The sequence below is a fragment of the Chelativorans sp. YIM 93263 genome, assembly GCF_028767125.1.
Lineage (GTDB): Bacteria > Pseudomonadota > Alphaproteobacteria > Rhizobiales > Rhizobiaceae > Chelativorans.
Genome location: NZ_JAKCWP010000009.1, coordinates 166257 through 185039, shown reverse-complemented (window position 1 = coordinate 185039; position 18783 = coordinate 166257). Strand labels below are relative to the sequence as shown.

The following is an 18783-nucleotide window of genomic DNA, read 5'->3' as shown; positions in this document are numbered from 1 at the left end:
TCTTATGCGTTTCGCTCAACGCACCGGCTCGTTTGGGGTGGAGAGTTGACAGGCAGCTTTTGGTCGGATGCCCAGCGGAAGCGGTCATGCATCTAAAGCCAGCGGTTTCAGCTCTACGCCCCATGTTTACCGTTCAAGGAACTAAGTCGAGTTCCCGTTGGCTGCCGTCCGTTGATGCAAACGGGTACTGATCAATTTGGTCTGGATTTGACTGGGCACCGCCCACGGTGGTCGCGGTTTTGATCGGGTCAGATGATTTGGTGCGGTGCTCGATCGTTACCCGAGGCCGTAACGAGGTCGCTAGCACCCCATCCTTGCGCACGGCCACAAGGTTCTATTGCGCATATGTCTCCCGGTCACTCTCTCAGAATGCGGCCATTCAGATTGAATGCATTTCAAGAGTTCAGGAATTCGGCTACACAGATCCGGTAATCCTGTTCGGATCAGAGCTACATGACCAAGTGAAAGACGACAGCCAAATGCCCGCGTATCGCTCAAGAACAACTACTCACGGCCGCAACATGGCCGGGGCCCGTGGCCTCTGGCGCGCAACAGGGGTCAAGGATGGCGACTTCGGCAAGCCCATCATTGCCGTGGTCAATTCCTTTACCCAGTTTGTTCCAGGTCACGTCCATCTGAAGGACCTCGGCCAGCTCGTCGCGCACGAGATCGAGGGTGCAGGCGGCATTGCGAAGGAATTCAACACAATCGCGGTGGATGACGGCATCGCGATGGGGCACGATGGTATGCTCTATTCGCTGCCGTCGCGCGAGATCATCGCGGATAGCGTCGAATATATGGTCAATGCCCATTGCGCCGATGCCATGGTCTGCATCTCAAACTGTGACAAGATCACGCCTGGCATGCTCAACGCGGCGATGCGGCTGAACATTCCCACCGTCTTCGTTTCGGGCGGGCCCATGGAGGCCGGCAAGGTTGTCGTGAATGGCAAGACCAAGGCGCTGGATCTGGTGGATGCCATGGTCGCTGCTGCTGACGAGAATGTCTCGGATGCAGACGTGTCGGCCATCGAGCGCTCGGCCTGCCCGACCTGCGGCTCCTGCTCGGGCATGTTCACGGCGAATTCGATGAACTGCCTGACCGAGGCTCTTGGCCTTTCGCTGCCGGGCAACGGATCGACGCTCGCCACCCACGCGGACCGCAAGCGATTGTTCGTCGAGGCAGGCCATCTCATCGTGGACGCCGCACAGCGCTATTACGAGCAGGACGACGCTTCGGTTCTGCCGCGCAACGTGGCGAGCAAGCAGGCATTCGAAAACGCCATGTCGCTCGACATCGCCATGGGCGGATCCACCAATACGGTGCTGCACATCCTTGCCGCCGCGCATGAGGGCGGGATCGACTTCACCATGCATGACATCGACGCGCTGTCGCGCAAGGTGCCTTGCCTCTCAAAGGTCGCGCCGGCCAAGCAGGACGTGCATATGGAGGATGTCCATCGCGCCGGAGGCATCATGGCCATCCTTGGTCAATTGGACGAAGGGGGTTTGATCCACCGCGACACGCCGACGGTCCACACCGCCACACTGGGCGAGGCGATTGACCGGTGGGCCATCGACCGCACGGAAAGCGAAAGCGTGCGCGACTTTTACAGGGCCGCTCCGGGCGGTATTCCGACCCAAACCGCCTTCAGCCAGGATGCCCGCTGGGAAGAGCTCGATCTTGATCGCGAAAAGGGCGTGATCCGTTCGGTCCAGCATCCGTTCTCGGAGGATGGTGGGCTGGCAGTGCTCAAGGGAAATGTTGCGCTGGATGGCTGCATAGTGAAGACGGCAGGCGTGGATGAATCCATCCTGAAATTTACCGGGCCGGCAGTGGTCTATGAAAGCCAGGACGCCGCGGTGAAGGGCATTCTTGGCAGAGAGGTCAAGGAGGGCGACGTGGTGGTGATCCGCTACGAGGGCCCGAAGGGCGGACCGGGAATGCAGGAGATGCTTTACCCGACCAGCTATCTGAAGTCACGTGGGCTCGGCAAAGCCTGCGCGCTGATCACGGACGGGCGGTTCTCGGGCGGCACCTCGGGGCTCTCTATCGGCCATGTCTCGCCCGAAGCGGCACAGGGCGGAGCAATCGGCCTGGTGCGCAATGGGGATACCATCGAGATCGATATTCCCAACCGGACAATCAATCTTGCTATCTCGAATGAGGAGTTGGCTGCCCGCCGCGCCGAACAGGACAAGCTTGGCTGGAAGCCCGCGGGCCCCCGCAAGCGCAATGTGACCAAGGCGCTGAAGGCTTATGCCACGTTTGCTGCGTCTGCTGACAAGGGAGCGGTGCGCATTCTGCCGGAGTGATTTGTTCGGCAGGACGCGCGCCGCACATTAGCTAGTCGAAAGCATCACCTGTGCTCGCCGCACGCCTCAAAATACTAACGTGAGCTGTGCGTCGAAGCCGCTTTCGTGGTCGTTGTCGACGATCTGGCCGCTATAGGTGTGCCAAGGATTGCTGTCGGTAGATCGAGCGAGGCCGGCAGAGAGTAGGACTGTAGCTTCGGCTATGAGTTATTGCTTGCCGGATGACCAGTTGGCCGATTGGCGGCTTCTAGGTTTCGCAGGGTCGATTGGGAACAGCTTATTTGGGGTCGAAAGTTGCCACCCCCCGTTGTCGCAGGATTAGGATTTCTGCGACAACAACAAATGTGGGACCGGGAGCGGACTGACTGCTACTGGCGAAAGATCGGCTAAAATCGACGCTCGTGTTGAGGTGCCGAGTTGCCCGAGGATCAGGAGTTTTGGCTTACGTGTTGCGCTCTCTCTCCGCGCGATTCGGTCGTGCATTGTCGGACTTCCACCCGGCGGGCGCACGTTCCAAGAAAAGAGGGTCGCCGATCAACTCCGAATCTTTGGCAAGCTTGCCCCATCGAAAATAGGCGAAGGTGTCATCGTACGCGTACACCTGACGTCCTGCCCGCTGAATGATCTGCAAGTTCAATTGCGCCACGTCGATCGCGCTGGCTTTGCGCACTCCATCTTTTCCCTCGAACTGGCCAGACAACATCAATTTCCGCGAGACGGGAAAAAGCACTGCTGTCTGGCTCATTCCAAAGCCGACGCCGTAGATTCCGCCCGAAGACTTGCCTGACACATCCAAGAGGCAGACGGGGTGATCCGACGTTACGAAATCTCCGGCGCTGTTGTCCGCGACGAGAAGGCTCCATTTTCGAGGCATAAGTGTCTGCAGAGTGGTATCAACCATCTGCATTTCCAGACTGATTTGGAAGGTCTGATCCGGGACAACCTCGTATCGGTCGGATATGATAAATTCGCGCATGTCCTCGTAGCTGATCTCTGGCCGGTGGCGCGCCTTGTCCGACGCTCTTCGGGCGCTACGGTCGATCCCCTCCCATCTCTCCCTGGACGCCACCATCATGCGCGCCATCTTCTTCGCCACTCCGGCAAGGAAGTCTCCCATCCGGCCACGCAGACGAGGGTTGCGGGCTGCAAGAAGCGCGACAAGATTCAGGACGAGAGTACGGTCCTCTTCGACCGCAAACGATCCGGAATCCTGCATGCGTCGTAAGGAGCCGCCGCCGGGCCCTCGAATTCGGCGAAGGCAGCTTCGAGAGCATTTGGGTCAACGCCGTCGATATCCACTCGGTTGAAATCGCGAGCGGCACCGATATTGCGCACCTTGGTGCGAAAGACCTTACGCTCTACTCGATCGACGGCAACGATGCGCGCTTGACGGCCGACGCCCTCCGCGAACGAACGTAGATAACCCTGCGGCACGAAGTGATGATTGTGGGCTTCCGCCATGCAAGAGACCTTCACTGCGCTGGGTTGCCAACATTGGCATGGCAGTCCAGTGTAATGCGAGTCTTGGGACGCGGACCTCTATGTCTATCTTTAAGCCAATTTTGCAAGAAGTCGCAGAGGCAGATATCCAGCAACTTTTGGCGGACGAGCAGCACGAAGGACTCGGCGTCGAGTTCAAGCGCGACATGTACGGCAACGCGGACGCCGACAAGAAGGAATTCCTAAAGGATTTATCGGCATTCGCCAATTCGGCCGGCGGACAGCTTCTTATCGGCGTCGATGAACTTCAAGGCGCAGCGAACGCGATTTCGCCGATAGTTGGCGATCCCGACGTGACCCTCCAGCGCCTTGAGCAGATGGCGCGCACTGGTCTGGAGCCGCGAATTGTAGGTCTACAGACGCGCGCGGTGCCGATCGGTGGAGGCGGTTTCGTCTATATCTTGCGTGTGCCGCGAAGTTGGAATCCGCCCCATCGAGTGAGTTTCCAGAACACCAATCGATTCTATCTGCGATCTTCAGCCGGAGCGCATGAAGCGAGTGTTGAGGAACTGCGAGCGGCCTTTGCGAACGGTGCAGACATGCGTGAAAGGATGACGGCTTACGTTGCCGGGCGGGTGCAGAAGATTGCGGATAACGAAGGGGTTGTGAGGCTCGCCGTTGGCGACGGAACCGAAGGCCGTCTCGTACTTCACATTCTCCCTTTCGCGGCATTCGCGGGCGGCACACAGGTTGATGTCGCGGCCGCTATGGAGGTGGCGAATCTCCTCCAACCATTCGGGGCAACTGGCAACTCGCGGATCAATTTTGACGGTTTCATGGTGGTCCGCCCAGCAGATATCCCGCACGGCTACACACAGGTCTTCCGGAACGGGGTCGTAGAGGCGACCAAGGTGCGAGTCGTGGCGGATCACCCTCAGCTAGGTATGCGGATTCCCATGCGGAGCTTTGTAGAGCCGATTTATCAGCGACTCCCACAGTACGTACGCGCACTGCAAGCGCTGAACGTGCCGCCGCCCTTCGGAGTCTCGATAACAGTTGCCGGAGTCGAGGGGTCCCATCTTGGGATCAACAACAATCCGTTGGGACTAGATTTTCAACACCCGATAGACCGCCCCACGCTGGTGCTACCCATGCAGGTGATCGCCGACTTCGGAACTGATGCCAGTTATCGTGCTGCCATCGCGCCTGCAATCGACGCCTTGTTCAATGCTGTGGGCGTTGCAAGCGCTGCTGACTTCTTGGCCAATTTCAATGAAGCGGGGGTGTGGATCGGTCAGAATTGATCACCGATTTTACCGCCTCGCAAATGATGACTGACCGCCCAAATGGCTGCTTTCTGGAACCGGCTTATGCGGGCGCTACGGCCGCTATGCGGCGCACTGCGGTCGTAATGAGGCGTGCCGGGAACGACTGGACCGGCCTCAAACCGTTGAGTCCGCTAGTGCTGCCACATCACTTACCCGTGGTCAGCACGTCCGGTGGGGCGAGGTGGGGTTCGGCATAACGGTCTACCAGTTCGAGGAAATTGGTCAGGGCCGCAGGCCGATGCGCGCCAGGCGAAAGAATCCTGACGAAACTGAAGTCGATTTCCTGGAGAAGAGGCCTAACGATTCCGCCACGCTCGGCGAAGCTTATCGCGCTAAAGGGCTCGATGATGCCCACGCCGAGGCCATGCAAGACCATGCCGCAAACCGTAGCTGAAGTGCGTGTCTCCAGAACGAGCCTGCGCCTGACGTTGGCGGCAGTGAAAGCCGCGTCGATCTTCATTCGTGTCGTCGTGCCTTCGGCAAGCGATATGAACGACTCACCTTCGAGGTCATGCAGGTCAATGACTGAGTGCCTCACCAGTCGATGATCTTTCGGGAGCACACAGACGCATCTCGCTCGCTGAACCTCCCCGACCTCCAGCCCGGGGGTATCAACCGGTGTCATAGCGAAGCCGACATCATAACTGCGGTCCCGCACCAGATCCGCGACCGTGGGCGAGTTGTGGGTCTGAAGGGAAATGGCCAGTCCATCGTGTTGGTCGAGCAAATGCTTGATGATTTTGGGCAGGAACCAAGGCGTCATGGCAGGCATCGCGGCAACACGGAGCACCCCCTCCTGTCTGTTGCGTATCCGCGTGATCGCGCTTTCTATGTTGTCACGTCCCTTGAAGCTGCGCTGTACCTCCTCGAACAATCGCGAAGCTTCGGTACTCGGCAGCAACCCTCCCTTACGGCGCGAGAAAAGGGAAAATCCAGCCTCGAACTCAAATTCTTGAATCAGGCGGCTCACTGCCGGCTGGGTGACTGATAGCATGTGAGCCGCATCTGTCATGCTTCTAGTAAGCATAACCGCACGGAAAGCCTCGATTTGCCGCCAACTGATCATGGCCCTTCCTAATATAATATCAGATTATATGCAAAGCACGAAAAATAATTTGACTTAAGGGGGCCAAGCTTCTCTGCTGCAGGGCATCGGCTGGAAGGCAGAAGCAACGAACCTGGTTCAAAAAGCTCAGCCCACCAGTCGGAGGTAGGGATGTTCCCGGACCAGACCTCATCGTGAACGGGCGATAACAGGTCGGGTACCTTGAAATGGGAGATACAGAAATGACCAGTTCCACGATACGAGCGATGGCAGTTCTTTCCGCGGGTCTTATCAGCGCAGCTGCATACCCCGGAATGGCGGCGGGGCAAGATTTGCCGCCGCTTCCCGAATCCATTGAGCAGAAGGGCGTCCTGAGCGTCGGCGTAAAGTGCGATTACCCGCCGGACGGATACCTCGATACCTCCGGTAACCCTGTCGGCCTAGAAGTCTCGCTCGCCAAGCAGATCGCCGAGTACGCGTTCGGCGACAAAGAAGACGCCGAGCTGATGTGCGTGACTTCGGCCAACAGGGTGCCCGCCCTCGTCGGTGGAAAGGTTGACATGCTGATTGCCACTCTAGGCATCAGCGACGAGCGCAAGGAAGTCATCGACTTCTCCGACCCCTATACGTGGAGCGCCAGTTCATTGTTGGTGAAGGAAGACAGCGACATTCAGTCGATCGCGGACCTCGATGGGGAAACCGTGGTGTTGCTCAAAGGGGCGTGGCAGATTCCCTGGTTCGAGGAGAACCACCCCGAGATCGCTCTAATGAAGCTCGATTCCGTGTCCGATGCTCTGCAGACTCTCGGCCAAGGAAGGGCAGCGGCATATGCCCATGACCTCGCGGTGCAAATCGCTATCGACAGGAACAACGACCAAGTCCGGATGCTCGACGACAGATACATGATTGGGTACCGCGGCATCGGATTGCGCAAGGGCGAGGACAAATGGCGGGAGTATGTGAATGCGGCGCTCGAGAAGGTCCGTGCCGACGGCGTGATTGCTGAGTGGGTTGAGGAATATGAGGAACCCGACCTTGTCGAGGCGCGGATCGAACTCTGGGATCCGTCCAAGGCCCCAGTCGTCGAATAAGACAGCGTACTCCGTAGTATGGCCCGGCTAACTGCCGGGCCACGAGCCTCCTGCCGGAATTCACGATGAATTACGCCTTCAGCTTCGTATACATTGTCGAGAACCTGCCCGTCCTATTCGACGGTTTTATGGTGACGGTCCGGGTCAGCGTCATTAGCATCGCAATCGCGTCGCTCATCGGCATTGCGGGCGCTGCCGTGAGACTGCTCAAGGTCCCAGTTCTTTCGCAGGTGGTCGGCGCGTATGTGCATTTCATCCGATCGACGCCACTCCTACCGCAGATCTTTTTCATTTTTTACGGACTGGCGTCCGTTGGATTGCCCATCTCGTCTTTCTGGGCGGGCGTGTTTGCGCTGTCGCTGTGGGGCGGGGCTTACAACGTCGAGAATGTCAGGGGAGGTTTCCTCTCGATTTCGAAGGGACTGCATGAAGCCGCGGATTCGCTGGCCTTCGGGCCGCTCCACTATCTCTGGCTCGTCGCCGTGCCGCTGGGTGTCCGCGTTAGCTTGCCGTCAATGCTCAATACTTCCGTGTCCGTCCTGAAAAACTCGGCGTACCTCCAGGCAATCGGCCTTGCCGAATTGACCTTCGTCGCCATGGACAAGGTTTCGCTAGAATTCAGGACACTGGAGATGTTTGCAGCCATCGGCGTCATGTACCTCGTCCTTGTGTTGGCGCTGTCCATTGCGGTTCGCCGGCTCGAGAATGTCCTCCAAAAGCCGTTCAGGCCATAGGGAGAAGCCGATGCAGCTCATCATTGAAAATTTTCCCCTCCTCCTGACAGGCCTGTGGCACACACTGCAGCTTGCGATAGTCACCCTGCTCGGCTCAACCGTGATCTCCGTTGCCTTCGGGCTCATGGGCGTTGCCCGCTCCGGCGTGCTGCGGGCCACGAGCATGGCATACGTCGAGTTCTTCCGGGACATCCCGCTGATCGTCAACGTGCTCTTTGTTTACTTCGGCGCGCCCCTGATCGGGATCTCCCTTGATCCGTTCGGTGCCGCCACCATCAGCTTTTCCCTTTGGGGTGGGGCCAACGGTGCGGAGATCGTGCGCAGCGGGTTCAACTCGGTCCCCCTCCACCAGGAGCGAAGCGCAGTCGCGCTGGGACTGAAGCCGTGGGAAGTCATGTGGTATGTGCTCGCGCCGCAGGCGCTTCTTCCTATCATCCCGCCCTTCACTGGCCTTTTTAGCCTACTCATCCAAGCCACTTCGCTGGCTTCCATGGTCGGGGCGATGGAATTCTTCCGCACGTCGCAGATCATCGTCGAGCGCACGACGATGATGACGGGCTACAGCCCCGCCTTCCTTGTCTACGGCTTCGTGCTCCTCGTCTATTTCGTGATCTGCGCATCGCTCAGCGCTCTGACCAAAAGGCTCGAGACAAGTCTTAGTGAACGGCAGTCCCGCCGTGGCGGCCGCAAAGCTGCCATCCCGCAGGCTGCCAACGAAAGCATCTGATGAAAATGAGGTTCGAAATGGAGTCCAAGGTTAGCGGCTTTCTTAAGGAAGCGATGGCTCCCGAAATCCAGAACAACCTGATGGCCCCTGCCCTCGAACGAACGTTCCCTGTGCACCTGCCGCTGATCACCGAGATCAACATGGCGCACGTGCTAATGCTCACGAAGAAGGGGATTATCGACCGCAACGCGGCAAGCAAGCTGGCACGGGCCGTCATAGACCTGCAGGCTGGCGGCCCGTCGTCGTTCACGCTCAACCCAGCACTTGAGGACAGCTACTTCAACTACGAGGCTAGGCTCATCGAGACGGTGGGGCCGGACGTCGGCGGCCGGGTCCACATCGGCCGCAGCCGCAACGACCTCAAAGCCACGTTGGACAGAATGCGTGCGCGCAAGGTCGCGCTCCAGGTTATGGCAGACCTGCTCGATCTAAGATCGGCGCTCGTGAGGCAGGGCAGGACTTACACCTCGGTGATAGCGCCCGGTTACACGCACCTCCAGCCCGCCCAGCCGATCACCTTCGGCTATTACCTACTTGGTGTGGCCCACGGCATTGAGCGGGACTACCAACGTATCGCGGACTGCTACACGCGCATCAACAAGTGTCCTCTCGGCGCAGCCGCAATTGCCGGAACTTCCTTTCCCATAGACCGGAAGATGACGGCACTCGCACTCGGCTTCGATGGCGTCGCGTATCACGCGCAGGATGCCATCGCGACGCGCGACACGATCATAGAACTCCTCTCGTCCTGCACGCTGCTGTCGCAGACCATCGGTCGGATGGCTCAAGATTTCTATGTGATGACGACCTACGAGTTCGGCACGCTCTCGTTGCCCGACAGCGTGGCAATCACTTCCAGCATCATGCCGCAGAAGAAGAACATGGCTGCGCTGGAGATCCTGAAGGGTAGGGTCGCAGCGATGACGGGAGCGCTGGTGACGGCGCTCAGTGCCTATAAGGCAGTTCCCTACAGCCACGCCCAGGACGGCAACATGGAAGGCATGCGCTGGACCTGGGATGCATTCGAGGAAGTCGTAGCGATGGTTCCGGTCGCGACGCTAGTGGCAGAGCGAGCCGAGCCTGCCGAGGAGCGCATGCTGGAGCTTGTCAGAGGCAACTTTTCCACGGTGACAGATCTGGCCGACACGCTGGTCCGGGAAACGGAAATGTCCTTCCGTGAAGCCCATCACCTCGTCGGCAGGGTCGTTCGAATTGCGATAGCCGAGGAGTTGAAGGCGGACCAGATTACCGGCGACCTTCTGGACCGCGCTGCGTCGGAAACCGTCGGACGCAAGATTGGGCTGCCCGAACCAATCCTCAAGGCAGCGCTCGACCCGATCAAGACAATGGAAGCGAAAACGGGGTCCGGCGGCCCTTCCGCTGCCGATATCGCAACTATGGCGGACGACCTCGAAGCCAACCTCAGGGAGGACGCTGCGGTCCTCGCTCGGCGAAAGCGGCAGGTCGAGGAGAGCAATGCCGTCCTTGTCGCCGACTTCAATGAATTAGCGAGGCAGGAGGATGCCTAACAGTCCGGCAACAGCAGAGGGACCTGTCATATCGGTCCGCGGCGTTGTCAAAAAGTACGGCAACATGCGCGCGCTCGATGGCGTCGACGCAGACGTGTCGCGGGGCGAGGTCGTGGTCGTCATCGGTCCGAGTGGTTCGGGCAAATCAACATTCATCCGCTGCCTCAACGGCTTGGAGAGGGTTGATGGGGGTCGCGTCACTATCGACGGAATGCCAATTTCGACAAGGCGTGACTGGCAGGTGGCCAGGCGGCGAATCGGGATGGTGTTCCAGGACTATTCGCTGTTCCCCCACATGACGGTCATGAGCAACATCTGTCTCGCCCCGGTGCGCGCAAGGGTTGGAACTCGCGCCGAAACAGAAGAGCGCGCCATGGAAATGCTTGAGCGGGTCGGCTTAGCGCACAAGGCGAACGATTTTCCGGCCGCCCTCTCCGGCGGCCAGCAGCAACGCGTCGCGATCGTCAGGGCGCTGGCGATGAAACCCGAGGCCATTCTCTTCGATGAGCCGACATCGGCACTCGATCCGGAAACCATTGGCGAGGTGCTCGCGGTGATGAAGGAACTGGCTCGGGAGGGCATGACCATGGTGGTCGTGACCCACGAGATGGGCTTCGCCCGCGAGGTGGCCGACCGGGTTGTTTTCATGGACAAGGGCAGGATTGTGGAGATCGGACCGCCGGAAGTCATCTTTACGTCCCCTCGGGAAGACCGGACGAAGGCCTTCCTGGAGATGATCTTCTAAGGAGGAAAGCGATGACGGCATCAGCTGCCACAGCGGAAGGTGCGGGTGGACGGGACCCCATCGTTAGCCTTTCCAGAGTGAACAAATGGTTCGGCGACTTTCATGCCATCAAGGGCATCTCTCTGCAGGTGAACCAAGGGGAAAGGGTTGTCATCTGCGGTCCAAGTGGCTCGGGAAAGTCGACCCTGATCCGCTGCATCAACGGGTTGGAGCGGCATCAGGAAGGCGACCTGACTGTCAACGGCACCAGGCTCGACGGAAAATCGGCGTCCCTGAACGAGGTGCGACGCAAGGTCGGCATGGTTTTCCAGCACTTCAACTTGTTCCCGCACATGACGGTGCTAAAGAATCTCACCGTCGGACCGACCTGGATTCTCGGCCGCCCGAGAGAAGAGGCGAAGGAGACGGCTTTGGCGTACCTCAGGCAGGTCAGGATCGAGGATCAGGCGTACAAGTACCCGGCCCAGCTCTCCGGTGGCCAGCAGCAGCGTGTCGCCATCGCCAGGGCGCTCTGCATGAAGCCCGAGGTCATGCTGTTCGATGAACCCACGTCCGCCCTCGACCCAGAAATGGTCAAGGAAGTGCTCAACACGATGATCGAACTCGCCGGAACCGGGATGACGATGATCTGCGTCACCCACGAAATGGGATTCGCGCGCGAAGTGGCGGACCGCGTGGTTTTCATGGACGAAGGGAAGATTGCCGAGGAAGCGGTTCCCTCCGAATTCTTCTCCGCACCGAAAAGCGGAAGGGCAAAAGCTTTTCTAGATCAGATACTCGTACACTGAGGAGTTCGGCATGGGCGAAAGGACGAGGACGGCAAGGGACTTTCTCGGAGCAATCCAAATTCCGGCCGACGCGCTGTATGGCGTAAACACGGCTCGCGCGCGGGAAAACTTTGCATTCTCCGGCAGGGTTCTCGGGGACGAACCCGCATACCTTCGTGCATTTGCGTTCATCAAAAAGGCGTGCGCCGAAGCCAACCGGTCAGCGGGCATCCTCCCGAACGAGATTGCGGAAGCAATAGCTGCGGCATGCGATGAGCTCGTCGCGGGAAAGCATCGCGAGCATTTCGTGGTCGACATGCTCGAGGGAACCGGCGGAACTGCCACCAACATGAACGTGAATGAGGTGCTGGCAAGCAGGGCCGCCGCCATCCTCGGCGGCCTGCCCGGCGATTACGAAAGGGTACATCCGAACGACCACGTGAACCTATCTCAGTCGACGAACGACGTCGTTCCGTCAGCCATTAAGCTCGCATGCCACGAGATGCTGGCGGAACTCGCCACCGTCTTGCGCGGACTGCGCGACGAGTTCTTGAGGAAGGCTGCAGAGTATGCCGATCTGATGCGTCTCGGAAGGACCTGCCTGCAGGACGCGCAACCCATGATGCTCGGACAAGCGTTTGGCGGATACGCCTCGCTCGTCGAGCGGCTTGAAGCAAAACTTTTGCTACTTCGAAGTGAATTGACGGAACTTCCGCTTGGCGGGACGGCGATCGGCACAGGCCTGGGTTCGCCCGATAGGTTTAGGAACAGTGTCCTCGATAAGCTTTCCGAGCACACGGAGGTTGCCTGGCGCGCACCGCAGGATAATTTCGACGCCATGCAAAACGTCGATTGCTTCGCACGCCTTTCTGGCGAGCTAAAGACTTGTGCGCTGTCCCTGGCTAAGATCGGATCCGATTTCATAATTCTCTCCTCAGGTCCCTCAGGGGGGTTGGGTGAACTGCAGCTGCCGCCCCTGCAAGCGGGATCATCAATCATGCCCGGCAAGGTTAATCCTGTGCAGCCAATGGCGCTCTGCCAAGCGAGCATGGTGGTGGCGGGCAATGATACAGCTGTGGCCATGGCGGCTCAGCAGGGCCAGCTTGAGGTCAACCATTACGAACCACTCATCGCCAGTTCTCTGTTCTCATCCCTCCGTCTCATGACATCCGAGATCCGGTTGTTCTCGGAAAAATGTGTTGCCGGATTGCGAGCCGACGCGCCGCAAACTATGTCTAACCTGACTTTGTCAAGCGCGGTTTCGACGGCCGTGGTGCCCCGGATTGGCTACGAGCGGACTGCCCAGATCGTGCGCCGAGCCCGCGATGCTGGAGTACCGTTCTCTGAAATGGCCATCTCAGAAGGTGTCGTCAGTGCAGCAGAAATGGAAGCCCTGTTAGCACAGGCTACCTCGGGACACGTCGACAGGATGGTATCCCCGAAGGGGCCATAACCTTGATACTTGAGTGCGTCGGCAACATCGCCGCTCTACGTCCAGAAGCAGGAACTTAAAAGTGCGCTGATCCGATGCTACCAATTTGCCCCCGCGCAAATTAGCCGCCACTGCTGAGCCGCATCGGCGGACTCAAGGACCACCTCCGCGTATTCATATCGGACTTGCAGCGCTTTAAACGGGCCATGAGGGAACCTTGGGTTATAAATGATACAGTGAAAGCGCGGCTGAGTTCCCCTACTCCCGCGCGCCTGTTCCGAAGCCCTGCGATATTGTGCCGCCGCTGTTAACGTTTTCGCCGCGTCCGTCGCAGCCAAGTGGAAGCAATTCCGACTCGCCAACACTCGCGCTATCGACCGAGGAGTCCGTCAAGAGATGAGATGCACGAAGTCACTCACGTTGGGTGCAGCCGCTGCGGTCAGTACTATCACGGGCGCATCTTCTGACCTGAACGCCACTCCGAAAACCGGTCTCGCATTTCGTAGCCCCGGAGCGCCAATTGCGGGCCGAAGGACATGTACAAGGGCGTTCTCCGCAGCGGCTCGATCGGCAAGGCGAGGTCGTTGTGAGGCATATCGCGGGCCCAGTCGGAAAGTACCTGACCGACAGTATAGCCTGTCGGCACTCCCCTTCCCGAGAGCCCGGTAACTGCGACGGCTCCTTCCTCGAGGTGATACAGGCGCGGGATCGTCAATGGCTGCATATCGAGCTCTCCCGTCCACAGACAATCCCATTCGATATCCGCCGGGAGGCTGGGGTGATGGTATTGCAATCGGCGTGTAAGAAGCCGGAGCATCTTTTCTCGACCGCCGAACAGCCGCGGAAACATCGACGCTACAATGCGGCCGAATGCATCCCGCTTGTAAACGAATATGTTGCCTCGCCCGTCATGGGCAGTGACGTTTTCGGGAAGTACGTCTATCGCATCAGGCAATGGTTTGGTGGCTCCAACCATTACCCTCATTATCCGGAAGCTTTTATCAAGTTTTGGCCAAGCCGCTTGGGTGTAGGCCCCGGTCGTGTATATCACGCGTTTGGCGATCACGGATCCTTCGGTGGTGGAAACTTTCCACTTTCGTCCCGTCCGGCGCGCCTCCGTAACCCGCGAGCGAACGAACAACCCTGCTCCATGGCGGCGGGCGGCCATAGCCAGACCTCGGGACAGACCCATCGGGTTGAGATGAGCACCGCCAGGATGAACCCATCCCCCGAACTGACCCTTCATGCCCGTTAGTTTCCTTACCTCTTCCGCATCGGCGAGGTAAGTTGACTGACCGGCCGCGTTGTAGCTGTCGACTTTGCTTTGCAGGGCCGACAGATTTCCGGGAGTTGGTGCAGCCATAACGTATCCGTTCTGCACCCACTCGCAATCGATGTTGTGTTCGTGGACAATATCGGCGATCCGGTCTGCAGCGTTGAGCTGCAGTTGAATAAGCTTCTCGCCCCGCTTTTCGCCCAGCAGCCTCCTTATGCTGTTCAGGCTATAGTGATGGAAGGTCGGCGTGCAGTGACCGGCATTTCGCCCCGATCCCCCAAATCCGATCTCCTCGGCTTCGAGAAGAATGACGCTGCGGCCCTCTTTGGCCAAGTTGAGAGCGGTGTGAAGCCCACAAAAGCCCCCGCCTACGATGCAAATTTCAGCTTCCCGGTGGCCTGAGAGAACTTCTTTAAACTCCGATGGAGGCGCTGTCTTGCGCCAAAGAACATCACCGATGGGTGAAAAACGACGCAAGTGGGACCTCACTGTTGAGTTGCAGGCGCAAGTGAAAGATCATCGCGAATACAGGCCGCCTTGTGTTCTGGGGAAAGCTCTCGCAGCTTTGGAACCTCATGGCTGCAATCTTCCACAGCGTAAGGGCACCGCGTTCTGAACTGACAACCACTGGGCGGGTTCAGGGGACTCGGAATATCGCCCTTCAGCACTATCCGCTTTCTCCTGTTCGCGGACTTCGGAGACGGAGCTGCGGAAAGAAGCGCTTCAGTGTAAGGATGCCGGGGGTTCGAAAACAGTTCCCTTGTAGACGCGAATTCCACGACCCTTCCGAGATACATGACCGCAACGAAATCCGAGATGTGTCCGACCACGGCCAGGTCATGCGTGATGAAGAGCATCGTGAGCTCAAGATCCCGCTGCAGCCGGCCAAAGAGGTTCAGAACCTGGGCCTGGACTGACACGTCGAGCGCGGAAACAACCTCATCGGCCATGATGAAGTCTGGTTGCACGATAAGAGCCCTTGCGATTCCAATACGCTGGCGCTGCCCACCGGAGAACTCATGCGGAAACCTGCTGATATACTGGCCGGGAAGTCCAACGCGCTCCAACATTTCCGCTGCCCGGTCCTTGCGACGGGACCTGCTTAATCCTGGATTGTGAAAGCGAAGCGGAACGCTAAGCGTTTCAGCGATGCTCATTCTCGGATTCAAACTGCTGAACGGATCCTGGAAAACCATCTGCATGCGACGTCGCAGGGACTTCAACTCGCTCGATGAAGCTCGTGCCATGTCAATGCCATCGAACGTCATGGTTCCAGCAGTGGGTCGGGACAGCCCCATGATGGCTCTGCCGAGCGTGGACTTCCCGGACCCACTTTCGCCGACCAACCCGAGTACCGATCGGCGGGGGATATCTATCGATACTCCGTCAACGGCACGTATGACCGGTCCCTGTCCCCCGAAGAGACCTTTGTGAAGCGGGAAGTGTTGCTTGAGGTCGGCAGTTTGAATCAGGGGTAACTCGTTCATTCGGCATTCTCCAGAATGGATTGCCAGCGCTTGCAGCGCACCAAGTGGCCATTGCCCGCGTCTTCGAACGGCACCGGCGGCACATCACAAATTCCACTGAGCGTGTGCGTGCAGCGGGGGTGGAATGCGCATCCATTCGGCAGACTTGCCGGGTTGGGAACAAAGCCTTCGATAGACTGAAGCTCCCCTTGATTCAGGCCGGCCGTCTCCAGCTCTGGTACTGCTCGCATGAGACCGCTGGTGTAGGGCATCAGCGGCGTCTCCAGAACGGCCTCAGTCTGCCCGTGCTCGACCATCTGTCCCGCATACATGACGATGGTCCTGTCGGCGATATCGGCCACGACGCCGAAATCGTGGGTGATGAAGAGCATCGCCATTCCGGTCTCCGCCTGAAGACGGCGCAGAAGGTCGATAATCTGGGCCTGGACAGTCACATCCAGTGCAGTTGTCGGCTCGTCGGCGATCAAGATCTCGGGTTCCAGTGCCAGCGCAATGGCGATCATGATCCGCTGGCGCATGCCGCCCGAGAGCTCGTGCGGATAGGTGGTCAGGCGCGCCGCCGCGTCGGGAATGCCGACCTGGTCTATCAACTCGACGGCTCTCTCCCGGGCCTTCCTCGCTGATATTGCACGGTGGCTTCGGATCGCCTCGATGATCTGGTCCCCGATTGTGTAAACGGGATTCAGCGACGTTAGCGGCTCCTGGAAGATCATCGCGATCCTGTCGCCGCGAAGACGACGCATGCGCGCCTCGCTGATTGAAAGCAGGTCAATGTCCTCGTCGGAGTGCAAGATAATTTTTCCTCGCGCGCGCGATTGTGGCGGAGGAGGCAAGAGCCGCATAATGCCGAGGCTCGTTACGGATTTTCCGGACCCGCTCTCTCCTACAAGAGCCAGGGTTTTTCCGGCCTCGAGCGTAAAGCTCACATCATGTACTACCGGAAGTTCCCTGCCCTCCGAGCGAAAGCCGATGTTGAGGTTTTCGACCGTGAGAACTCTCGTCATGGCATATCACTCCGTGCGTCGAGGGCGTCCCGCAGACCGTCACCGATGAAATTGAAGCTCGTGACTGCCGCCGTGATCGCCACGCCCGGAACGATGGCCAGCCACGGCGCGGTATCCAGGAACTGCTGGGCGTTGTTCAGCATGTTACCCCAACTCGGGAGAGGAGGCTGAATACCGTAGCCGAGGAAACTCACATAGGCTTCGAGCAGAATTGCCTTGGCCACCGTGAGCGTGGCAGCAACGATGATCGGGCCAACAGTGTTCGGGAGGAGCTCCCGGAACATGATCCATGTGTGCGACGCGCCACTGATTTTCGCGGCGGTCACGAAATCCCTCTCACGAAGAGACCTAATTTCCGCCGAGACAATACGTGCAACTTCCATCCAACTGGTGGCCGCGATGATAAGCGTGATCATGAAGGCGTTAGGCTGAAGAAAGGCAGCCAATGTGAGCAGAAGGAAGACCTGCGGGAAACACAGGAATGAATCCGTGAGTCGCATCAGGAGAGTGCCCGTCACCTTGCCGAAGTAGCCAGCCACCAGACCGATCACGGTTCCTATCAGTGTAGAAAGAAGCATGGCGGCCACGCCCACCATGAGGGAAATGCGCCCTGCCATAAACAGCCGGGCCGCGAGATCCCGCCCCATCTCGTCGGTGCCGAACAGGTAGTCACCTGTCAAAGGAGGAGTGAAGCGGTCCCTGATATGAATCTCCAGCATATTGTACGGGAGTAGCCAAGGCCCCACCACGCACATGAAGGTGATTAGTGAAATCATGATCACGCCGGTGATGGCCAGCCTGTGGCGAATGAACCTTTTGACCGTGCGGGACTTTAGCCAGTCGCTCCCTGTGGAGCTTGCCGCCCGTTGCTCTACTGCTGCTGTCATTATTCGAGCCTCACGCGTGGATCAGCAATTGCGACCAGGATGTCAGCGATCAGATTACCCAGGAGTACGAAGATCGCAGTAAACATCAGTACGCCCATGATGACCGGGTAATCATTGTAGCCAAGGCTATCCAGAAACAGGCGTCCGATGCCGGGCCAGGTGAAGACTGTCTCGGTTACCAGCGCCCCCGACAGAAGCATGGGAAGCTGAATCCCAGCCAGCGTGATCATCGGTATAAGAGCGTTCCGGATCACGTGGCCATAAAGTACCCGACGGCCGGACACTCCCTTGGCCTTCGCAGTGCGCACGAAATCCTGCCCAATGACGTCAAGCATCGACGATCGCATGTAGCGCGACCAGATTGCGACGTTCACCAAGGCAAGAACCAGCGACGGCATCACGAGGTGATGCACGTAATCCAGGAAGCTTTCATCCCCGATGCTGTACATGTTGCCCGAGGGAAACCAGTCCAGCCGAAGGGCAAAGACGTAAATGGCCACCAGGCCGAACCAGAACGTCGGTATGGACAGAGCGATCATGGCTCCGACGGTCGCGAGATAATCCCACGCCGAGTAGCGTCGCGTCGCTCCGAGAACTCCCACCAGGGTGCCCAATCCTATCGAAATGACACTGGAACTCAGCACAAGGAGAATGGTGGCGAAAAGATGCCCGGAAATGACAGAGAGAACCGCTCGGCCGTCACGAAAACTCTCTCCCCAATCTCCGACGAGAAAACTGGAAAGCCAGTCAAGATACTGGATTGGGATAGGCCGATTGAGTCCCATCCGTTCTGCAATCTGGTTCAACTCTGCCTGGGACATCCCCGGTGACAGCGCGTACTGCGAAAGCGGCCCGCCGGGCGCGAGATGCAGGATGGTGTAGCCAATTAGCGATACCAGGAACAGGAGCAACACGCTGTGCCCAAGCCTGTACAGTGTGAACCTCAACATGGCTGCCTCCCTGTTTGTGACAGCCT

Annotated in this window: 15 protein-coding genes and 1 pseudogene; 9 read left to right on the top strand and 7 right to left on the bottom strand. The window is 58.6% G+C overall.

The features are described from left to right. Positions 1-479 precede the first annotated feature (479 nt). Positions 480-2315 carry a dihydroxy-acid dehydratase gene (ilvD, locus tag LY631_RS17655; protein ID WP_274426906.1) on the top strand — a complete coding sequence of 612 codons (1836 nt, stop codon included), beginning with the start codon at positions 480-482 and terminating at the stop codon, positions 2313-2315. A 442-nt stretch (positions 2316-2757) separates the two neighbouring features. On the opposite strand, the pseudogene LY631_RS17650 reads toward ilvD, so the two are convergent. Next, positions 2758-3776: pseudogene (locus LY631_RS17650) on the bottom strand (DUF4238 domain-containing protein). 80 nt (positions 3777-3856) lie between these two features. Between LY631_RS17650 and LY631_RS17645 the strand changes: the two are divergent. Beyond that, on the top strand, positions 3857-5059 hold the full coding sequence (locus LY631_RS17645) for an AlbA family DNA-binding domain-containing protein (RefSeq protein ID WP_274426905.1): 1203 nt from the start codon (positions 3857-3859) through the stop codon (positions 5057-5059). 169 nt (positions 5060-5228) lie between these two features. Here the strand turns inward: LY631_RS17645 and LY631_RS17640 are convergent, their stop codons facing one another. Continuing rightward, a complete protein-coding gene (locus LY631_RS17640) occupies positions 5229-6149 on the bottom strand; it encodes a LysR substrate-binding domain-containing protein (RefSeq protein WP_274426904.1) in 921 nt (306 codons plus the stop codon). A 221-nt stretch (positions 6150-6370) separates the two neighbouring features. Between LY631_RS17640 and LY631_RS17635 the strand changes: the two genes are divergently transcribed. The 7 genes from LY631_RS17635 to LY631_RS17605 all read left to right on the top strand — a co-directional run bounded on the left by LY631_RS17635 (position 6371) and on the right by LY631_RS17605 (position 13174). Further along, positions 6371-7219, top strand: coding sequence for a transporter substrate-binding domain-containing protein (locus LY631_RS17635; RefSeq protein ID WP_274426903.1), 849 nt, complete (start codon positions 6371-6373; stop codon positions 7217-7219). Between the two features lie 65 nt (positions 7220-7284). Beyond that, the gene (locus tag LY631_RS17630; RefSeq protein WP_274426902.1) at positions 7285-7953 is read left to right on the top strand and encodes an amino acid ABC transporter permease; all 669 of its coding nucleotides are present in this window, start codon (positions 7285-7287) and stop codon (positions 7951-7953) included. Between the two features lie 10 nt (positions 7954-7963). Next, complete coding sequence (locus LY631_RS17625) at positions 7964-8680, top strand: amino acid ABC transporter permease (protein WP_274426901.1); 717 nt, start codon at positions 7964-7966, stop codon at positions 8678-8680. Between the two features lie 17 nt (positions 8681-8697). Beyond that, the gene (gene argH / locus LY631_RS17620; protein ID WP_274426900.1) at positions 8698-10209 is read left to right on the top strand and encodes an argininosuccinate lyase; all 1512 of its coding nucleotides are present in this window, start codon (positions 8698-8700) and stop codon (positions 10207-10209) included. Continuing rightward, positions 10202-10954, top strand: coding sequence for an amino acid ABC transporter ATP-binding protein (locus LY631_RS17615; protein WP_274426899.1), 753 nt, complete (start codon positions 10202-10204; stop codon positions 10952-10954). Before argH ends, LY631_RS17615 begins: the two co-directional genes overlap by 8 nt. 11 nt (positions 10955-10965) lie before the next feature. Then, complete coding sequence (locus tag LY631_RS17610) at positions 10966-11742, top strand: amino acid ABC transporter ATP-binding protein (RefSeq protein WP_274426898.1); 777 nt, start codon at positions 10966-10968, stop codon at positions 11740-11742. Between the two features lie 10 nt (positions 11743-11752). Then, complete coding sequence (locus tag LY631_RS17605; RefSeq protein ID WP_274426897.1) at positions 11753-13174, top strand: aspartate ammonia-lyase; 1422 nt, start codon at positions 11753-11755, stop codon at positions 13172-13174. Positions 13175-13601: 427 nt separating this feature from the next. Here LY631_RS17605 and LY631_RS17600 read toward each other — a convergent pair whose 3' ends face one another. From LY631_RS17600 to LY631_RS17580, 5 genes are read right to left on the bottom strand one after another with little or no spacing between them, the layout of a single operon-like run. Then, positions 13602-14918 (bottom strand): NAD(P)/FAD-dependent oxidoreductase, encoded by a 1317-nt coding sequence (locus LY631_RS17600; protein WP_274426896.1) that lies wholly within the window; start codon positions 14916-14918, stop codon positions 13602-13604. After that, positions 14915-15916 (bottom strand): ABC transporter ATP-binding protein, encoded by a 1002-nt coding sequence (locus LY631_RS17595; protein ID WP_274426895.1) that lies wholly within the window; start codon positions 15914-15916, stop codon positions 14915-14917. The genes LY631_RS17600 and LY631_RS17595 overlap by 4 nt, the downstream gene beginning before the upstream one ends. Further along, positions 15913-16920 (bottom strand): ABC transporter ATP-binding protein, encoded by a 1008-nt coding sequence (locus LY631_RS17590; protein ID WP_274426894.1) that lies wholly within the window; start codon positions 16918-16920, stop codon positions 15913-15915. The genes LY631_RS17595 and LY631_RS17590 overlap by 4 nt, the downstream gene beginning before the upstream one ends. Next, a complete protein-coding gene (locus tag LY631_RS17585; protein WP_274426893.1) occupies positions 16917-17807 on the bottom strand; it encodes an ABC transporter permease in 891 nt (296 codons plus the stop codon). Before LY631_RS17585 ends, LY631_RS17590 begins: the two co-directional genes overlap by 4 nt. After that, entirely contained in the window at positions 17807-18757 is a 951-nt protein-coding gene (locus LY631_RS17580; RefSeq protein WP_274426892.1) for an ABC transporter permease, read from the bottom strand. The genes LY631_RS17585 and LY631_RS17580 overlap by 1 nt, the downstream gene beginning before the upstream one ends. Positions 18758-18783: the final 26 nt, after the last annotated feature.

Excerpts from the sequence above, each read along its gene's own strand:
- LY631_RS17580 (WP_274426892.1), bottom strand. The coding sequence starts at position 18,757 with ATGTTGAGGTTCACACTGTACAGGCTTGGGCACAGCGTGTTGCTCCTG.
- LY631_RS17645 (WP_274426905.1), top strand. The coding sequence starts at position 3,857 with ATGTCTATCTTTAAGCCAATTTTGCAAGAAGTCGCAGAGGCAGATATC.
- LY631_RS17590 (WP_274426894.1), bottom strand. The coding sequence starts at position 16,920 with ATGACGAGAGTTCTCACGGTCGAAAACCTCAACATCGGCTTTCGCTCG.
- LY631_RS17630 (WP_274426902.1), top strand. The coding sequence starts at position 7,285 with ATGAATTACGCCTTCAGCTTCGTATACATTGTCGAGAACCTGCCCGTC.
- LY631_RS17625 (WP_274426901.1), top strand. The coding sequence starts at position 7,964 with ATGCAGCTCATCATTGAAAATTTTCCCCTCCTCCTGACAGGCCTGTGG.
- argH (WP_274426900.1), top strand. The coding sequence starts at position 8,698 with ATGGAGTCCAAGGTTAGCGGCTTTCTTAAGGAAGCGATGGCTCCCGAA.
- LY631_RS17595 (WP_274426895.1), bottom strand. The coding sequence starts at position 15,916 with ATGAACGAGTTACCCCTGATTCAAACTGCCGACCTCAAGCAACACTTC.
- LY631_RS17610 (WP_274426898.1), top strand. The coding sequence starts at position 10,966 with ATGACGGCATCAGCTGCCACAGCGGAAGGTGCGGGTGGACGGGACCCC.
- LY631_RS17585 (WP_274426893.1), bottom strand. The coding sequence starts at position 17,807 with ATGACAGCAGCAGTAGAGCAACGGGCGGCAAGCTCCACAGGGAGCGAC.
- LY631_RS17605 (WP_274426897.1), top strand. The coding sequence starts at position 11,753 with ATGGGCGAAAGGACGAGGACGGCAAGGGACTTTCTCGGAGCAATCCAA.
- LY631_RS17615 (WP_274426899.1), top strand. The coding sequence starts at position 10,202 with ATGCCTAACAGTCCGGCAACAGCAGAGGGACCTGTCATATCGGTCCGC.
- ilvD (WP_274426906.1), top strand. The coding sequence starts at position 480 with ATGCCCGCGTATCGCTCAAGAACAACTACTCACGGCCGCAACATGGCC.
- LY631_RS17640 (WP_274426904.1), bottom strand. The coding sequence starts at position 6,149 with ATGATCAGTTGGCGGCAAATCGAGGCTTTCCGTGCGGTTATGCTTACT.
- LY631_RS17635 (WP_274426903.1), top strand. The coding sequence starts at position 6,371 with ATGACCAGTTCCACGATACGAGCGATGGCAGTTCTTTCCGCGGGTCTT.